This window comes from Micrococcus sp. HMSC31B01 (assembly GCF_001816085.1).
In the GTDB taxonomy this organism is placed as follows: Bacteria; Actinomycetota; Actinomycetes; order Actinomycetales; family Micrococcaceae; genus Micrococcus; species Micrococcus luteus.
In genome coordinates, this window is record NZ_KV825245.1 from 1 (window position 1) to 5257 (window position 5257).

5 protein-coding genes and 1 pseudogene are annotated in these 5257 nt (G+C 74.1%); 5 read left to right on the top strand and 1 reads right to left on the bottom strand.

The window, feature by feature from the left end; all coding sequences use genetic code 11:
• From HMPREF3105_RS08970 to HMPREF3105_RS08990, 5 genes and pseudogenes are all read left to right on the top strand, one after another.
• Positions 1 to 512: pseudogene (locus tag HMPREF3105_RS08970) on the top strand (transcriptional regulator); the annotation flags it as partial.
• Between the two features lie 139 nt (positions 513 to 651).
• Complete coding sequence (locus tag HMPREF3105_RS08975; RefSeq protein ID WP_043281416.1) at positions 652 to 2196, top strand: alanine/glycine:cation symporter family protein; 1545 nt, start codon at positions 652 to 654, stop codon at positions 2194 to 2196.
• 98 nt (positions 2197 to 2294) lie between these two features.
• Positions 2295 to 2885: a DinB family protein gene (locus HMPREF3105_RS08980; protein WP_010079843.1), complete on the top strand. Its 591-nt coding sequence runs from the start codon at positions 2295 to 2297 to the stop codon at positions 2883 to 2885.
• Positions 2886 to 2896: 11 nt separating this feature from the next.
• Positions 2897 to 3424 carry a hypothetical protein gene (locus HMPREF3105_RS08985; RefSeq protein ID WP_020627046.1) on the top strand — a complete coding sequence of 176 codons (528 nt, stop codon included), beginning with the start codon at positions 2897 to 2899 and terminating at the stop codon, positions 3422 to 3424.
• Between the two features lie 188 nt (positions 3425 to 3612).
• On the top strand, positions 3613 to 4443 hold the full coding sequence (locus tag HMPREF3105_RS08990) for an alpha/beta fold hydrolase (protein WP_020627045.1): 831 nt from the start codon (positions 3613 to 3615) through the stop codon (positions 4441 to 4443).
• A 7-nt stretch (positions 4444 to 4450) separates the two neighbouring features.
• Here HMPREF3105_RS08990 and HMPREF3105_RS08995 read toward each other — a convergent pair whose 3' ends face one another.
• Positions 4451 to 5188, bottom strand: coding sequence for a Pr6Pr family membrane protein (locus HMPREF3105_RS08995; RefSeq protein ID WP_020627044.1), 738 nt, complete (start codon positions 5186 to 5188; stop codon positions 4451 to 4453).
• Positions 5189 to 5257 lie beyond the last annotated feature (69 nt).

A 5257-nucleotide genomic window follows, 5' to 3' on the forward strand; every position in this document is an offset into this window, starting at 1 on the left:
CGGTCGGGCCGACGCCGTGGGCCGGCGTCGTGCAGCGGGTGGCCCTGGACGAGGCTGGTGAGGAGGCGACCACCGAGCGCGCGAACGACGCCTTCGCGACGCTGTTCCAGGCGCTCGCGGAGGCGGGGTCGGCACCGGCCGGGCCGCCGTGGACGGCACTGCGTCCGGTGCCGGGCACCGCCGACGTCGTGGAGACCGTCCTGGCCGTCCCGCTGAGCGGCCCGGCTCCCACGGGCCTCAGGGTCGGCGGGCACGAGGTGGTGACCGGGGCGCTGCCGCGCCGCGTGGAGCGGTACGTGGACGTGCGGGCCGATGCGGGCGAGGTCGACCTGCTCGACGACGCCCCCGGCGGCGCGCTGCCCCATCCGGACCTGCTGGGACTGATGGACGCGTTCGACGTGGAGGATGCCGGCGCCGCGCCGGAGATCCGCCAGATCCTCGCGGACCCGGACGCCGGCCACGTCGAGCTGGCGATGACGGTGCGGGAGGAGGCGGGAGCGGGGCAGGGGTGAGCCGGCGCGGGGACGGCACGGCGTGTCTGGCCGGCCGACCCTGCCGGTCCCGCGCAGACCCCCCGGGGGCTCAGGGGTGCCCGAGGTGGCCCGAATGTGATGGAGTGCACGGATCCTGTCCACGACCTGGGAAGTGACCATGGAGCAGTTCGTCACCGCCGCCAACTCGATCATGTGGAGCCTGCCCATGGTCGTCGGGCTCCTCGCCCTGGGCCTGTACTTCACGATCCGCATGGCGGCTCCCCAGGTGCGGCTGCTCAAGGACATGGTGGGCCAGCTGGTCAGGGGAGGATCGTCGTCGGCGGGGATCAGCTCGTTCCAGGCGTTCGCCATGGCCCTGGGTGGGCGCATCGGCGTCGGCAACATCGCGGGCGTCGCGGCCGCGATCTACCTGGGCGGCCCGGGCGCGCTGTTCTGGATGTGGGTGACGGCGATCCTCGGCGCCCCCGTGGCGCTCGTGGAGAGCTCGCTCGCACAGCTCTACAAGCACAAGGTCCGCGGCGAGTACCGCGGCGGGCCCGCGTACTACATCCTCGAGGGGCTCGGCCGGAACTGGCGGTGGCTGGCGGTCGCCTACGCCGCGGCCACCGTGTTCGCCACGGTCTTCACCGGCCCGCAGATCCAGGCCAACGCCGTCACCGCCGCCACGACCGAGGCGTGGGGCTGGGACCCGCTGTGGGTGGGTCTCGGGATGGCCGTGCTGTTCTGCGTGATCGTGTTCGGCGGCATGCACCGCCTCGGCCGCACGGTGGGCCTCGTGGTCCCGTTCATGGCCGGCGCGTACATCCTGGTGGGGCTCGTCGTCGTCGCGGTGATGTGGCAGGAGGTCCCGGCCATGTTCTCCCTGATCTTCACCAGCGCCTTCGCCGCCGACTCCGTCTACGCCGGCATGCTCGGCGCCGCCATCGCGTGGGGCGTGCGCCGCGCCGTGTACTCCACCGAGATCGGCACCGGCTCGGGCGCCCAGGCCTCCGCCGCCGCCCACGTCTCCCACCCGGTGAAGCAGGGCCTGGCCCAGGCGTTCTCCGCCTATGTGGACACCCTGTTCGTGTGCACCATGACCGGCCTGGTGATCCTGTCCACCAACAGCTTCAACGTGCTCGGCACGGGTGAGGGCCCCCCGATCGTGGAGCATCTGCCCGGCGTCGAGGAGGGCCCGGCCTGGGTGCAGATCGGCATCGACGTCGTCCTGCCGTCCTTCGGTCCGTCCTTCGTGGCCGTGGCGGTGTTCCTGTTCGCCTTCACCACGCTGCTGTCCTTCGCGTTCTACGCCGAGACGAACCTCGCGTACCTGATCCCGAACAAGAAGGCGCAGCGCATCTGCATCGCGGCCGCCCGCCTGCTGCTGGCCGCCTCCATGGTCATCGGCTCCGTGCAGACCTCCGCGTTCGTGTGGTCCCTTGCGGACTTCGGTGTGGGCCTGTACACGTGGGTGAACATCCTCGCGCTCGTGCTCCTGAGCCCCGTGGCCATCCGCCTGCTCAAGGACTACGACCGCCAGCGCCGCGCCGGCCAGGACCCCGTCCTGGACCCGGCCGCCATCGGCGTCCGCAACGCCCACCTGTGGGAACAGATCCACGCCGCCTACGAGCGCACCGGGGACGTGGACGAGGCCATGGACCACGTCGCGGACACCGCCCCGGACACCCGGGCCATCACCGTGGTCCCGCGCCGGGAGGGCTGAGGACCGACGACGGCGGCCCGGGGCGCCGGACGTCCGCGACGACGTCGGGCCACGGGCCAGGGCCGTCCGCGCGGCCTGAATCCCGGCAGGCTCACCCCATGGACCACAAGGAGATCCTCCATCAGGGGCTGCGCCGGCAGCGCGACGCCCTCTTCGCGAAGCTGGACGGCCTGCCCGAGCGGGAGGTCCGCCTGCCCCGCACCCCCACCGGCACCAACCTGCTGGGCCTGCTCAAGCACGCGGCCACGTGCGAGCTCGAGTACTTCGGCGAGGTCTTCGGCCGCCCCGCCGGCATCCCCCTGCCCTGGGACGCGCCGGGGGTGGGCGAGGAGGACGGCGCGGACCTGTTCGCCGCCGAGGACGAGACCCTCGAGGACGTCCTCGACTACGCGCGGCGATGCTTCGCGCACGCGGACGCGACCATCGAGGCCCTCGTCCTCGACGCGCGGGGGCGGGTCCCCTGGTGGCCCGCGCACCTGGCCGAGGTGACTCTGGCGCAGATCCTCTCCCACGTGGCCCTCGACGCGGCCCGCCATGCCGGCCACGCCGACATCCTGCGCGAGGGGATCGACGGGCAGGCCGGCCTGCGCGGCCCCGGGGACAACCTGCCCGGCTGGGACGCCGAGCGGTGGGCCGCGCACGTGCGGCGGCTCGAGGGGATCGCCCGGGGTGCGGGCCCGGTGCGCTAGCGTCCGCGGTGATGACTCCCCGCTCGCTCGCCGGTCTGGCCCTCACCGTCGCCGCCCTGATGTCCGCCTTCGTGCTGATGGCGCCGACGGCGCCGGGGCTGTTCGTCGGCGTGCTCACGGTGGGGACCTTCGGGTTCGGCCCGTTCTACGGGGAGCCCTCGCGGCAGCTCGTGGACCGGCCGTGGAGGCGGGACACGCGCTGGCGCGATCTCGCCCGCCGGGTCCGCACCGACTGGCTCTCCCGGCAGCTGGGCGCCGTCGGCTGGAACGCGGCCATCAGCCGCCGCATCACCGGCCGGGCCGACCTGCGGCGCATCCGCACCGCCGCCGTGGGCTCCCTCGTCAGCCACGCCGCCTCCGCGGGTCTGCACGCGGTGGCGGGCGTGGCGCTGGCGGCCGTCGGGCATTTGGTCTGGGGCGTGGTCGCGGTGGCCCTGGGGCTCGTGGTGCACGCCTGGCCGGCCCTGCTGCAGGTCTCCGTGCTCGGGCGCATCGACGGACTCCAGACGCAGATCCGCGGGGACCAGCTGCTCTGGTGACCGGCCGGCACCGGGCGGCCCGGCCGAGCACTTTGTGGGCCGAATCCGACGGATGAGCCCCTGAATCGGGCACGGGAGCGTCGCATTCGGCCCGCAAAGCGGTGGGGAGGGGGCAGCGGGGAGAGGGTGGCGAGGAGAGGGCGGCGGGGAGAGGGCGGCACCGCGCGCTCAGCCCTACGCTCGGACCCATGACCGAGCACACATCCGAGCACACCCCCGAGAACCCCCACGTCGTCCGCCGCGGCTCCGGCGTCCCGCTGATCGCGGTGCACGGCAACAGCGTGGACCACCGGCTGCTGCTGCCGCTCGACGACGCCCTCGCCGAGGCCGGGGAGGTCGAGCGGATCTACGTGGACCTGCCGGGCTTCGGCCGGACCTCGGCCCTCCAGGACGACGGCGGCCTCCCCGAGCTCGCCGCCTGGCTCGTGGACTGGATCCGCGCGGAGGTCGGCGAGCGGCCGTTCGCGGTGCTCGGCAACTCCCTCGGCGGCCTGCTCGCCCGGCACGTGGCGGCCGAGTTCGGCGCGCAGGTGTTGGGGCTGGGGCTGCTCGCGCCCGTCGTCGACCCGGACGAGGACCGGCGCACCCGCACCGACCTGGTGGTGCGCGAGCGCGACGACGCCTTCATGTCTACCCTCGACCCCGACGACGCCGCCCCGTTCCTCGAGATGTCCCCGCGGCTGACGCGGGACACGTGGGAGCGGTTCCGCGAGCACGCGCTGCCGGGCGTCCGCGCCGTGGACGAGGAGGCGCTGAAGCGCCTGTCCGCGCGCTACGTCCTGGACGCCGTGCCGGAGGAGGCCGCGCCGCCGTTCGAGGGGCCCGCCCTGATCCTCACCGGCCGGGAGGACCACCTCGTCGGCTACCGGGACCAGGCCGCGCTCCTGGAGCATTACCCGCGCGCCACCTACGCGGCGCTCGACGCCGCCGGCCACAACGTGCACCTGGACCAGCCGGAGGTCGCCGAGGCGCTCGTCCGCGCGTGGGCGGTGCAGGTGGGCCGCGCGGCGTCGGACTGAGGCGGGGTCAGGGGGAGGGACGGGCCTCCACCCGGGCCTCCGCCTCGGCGCCCGCCCCCACCCCGACGCCGGCCCGCGCCAGCAGGCCGTCGGCCACCCGCAGCAGGGCGGCGACCGCCACGAAGAACACGAGGATCGCCACCACGTAGACGGCGACGCCGTCGTAGCCCAGCCGCGGGACGTCCAGGATCGTGTACGGGTACCAGTCCAGCCACGGCCCGCGCAGCAGCGTGAACGCCAGCCAGGCGAGCGGGATGAGCGTGGACAACCACACCACCCGCCACGTGATCTGCCGCCGCGGCCCGAAGACCGCCCACAGCACCGGGGTGAGGATCGGCGTGACGATGTGCTGCAGGGTGTCGTTGAACCGCTCGACGGCGGTCATCGGGTCGGCGTCCCGCAGCAGCACGTTGAACACCACGCCCGTGATCACGATGCACACCACCCCCGTCACCCGCAGCACCCGGAACAGCGTGCCCGGCCGGTGCAGGCGCAGCGCCAGCAGCAGGGACGTCAGCCCCACCAGGAAGTTCGAGAGGAACGTGAAGTACGTGGGCTGGTTGAGCATGTGCTCCCAGCCGCCCTCGAGCACGCCCGCGTAGCCCGCGTCGGCCGGCAGGTCCGAGGACTTCCACGAGCCGATCCACAGTGAGAGCAGGTTGCCGCCCAGGGACAGGGCCGCGGCGACGGCGAAGGCAGGCCGCGCCGTCGTCGTCCAGCGGCCGGAGGGGGTGGGGAGGGTCATGCGCCCATCCTGCCGGAGCGCGACGCCGCCCCCGGTGCACTGGCCGAGCCGCTCGGGCCGGCGGGCGTG

Coding starts and splice junctions, on each gene's coding strand:
- HMPREF3105_RS08995 (WP_020627044.1), bottom strand. CDS start 5,188: ATGACCCTCCCCACCCCCTCCGGCCGCTGGACGACGACGGCGCGGCCT.
- HMPREF3105_RS08990 (WP_020627045.1), top strand. CDS start 3,613: ATGACCGAGCACACATCCGAGCACACCCCCGAGAACCCCCACGTCGTC.
- HMPREF3105_RS08975 (WP_043281416.1), top strand. CDS start 652: ATGGAGCAGTTCGTCACCGCCGCCAACTCGATCATGTGGAGCCTGCCC.
- HMPREF3105_RS08985 (WP_020627046.1), top strand. CDS start 2,897: ATGACTCCCCGCTCGCTCGCCGGTCTGGCCCTCACCGTCGCCGCCCTG.
- HMPREF3105_RS08980 (WP_010079843.1), top strand. CDS start 2,295: ATGGACCACAAGGAGATCCTCCATCAGGGGCTGCGCCGGCAGCGCGAC.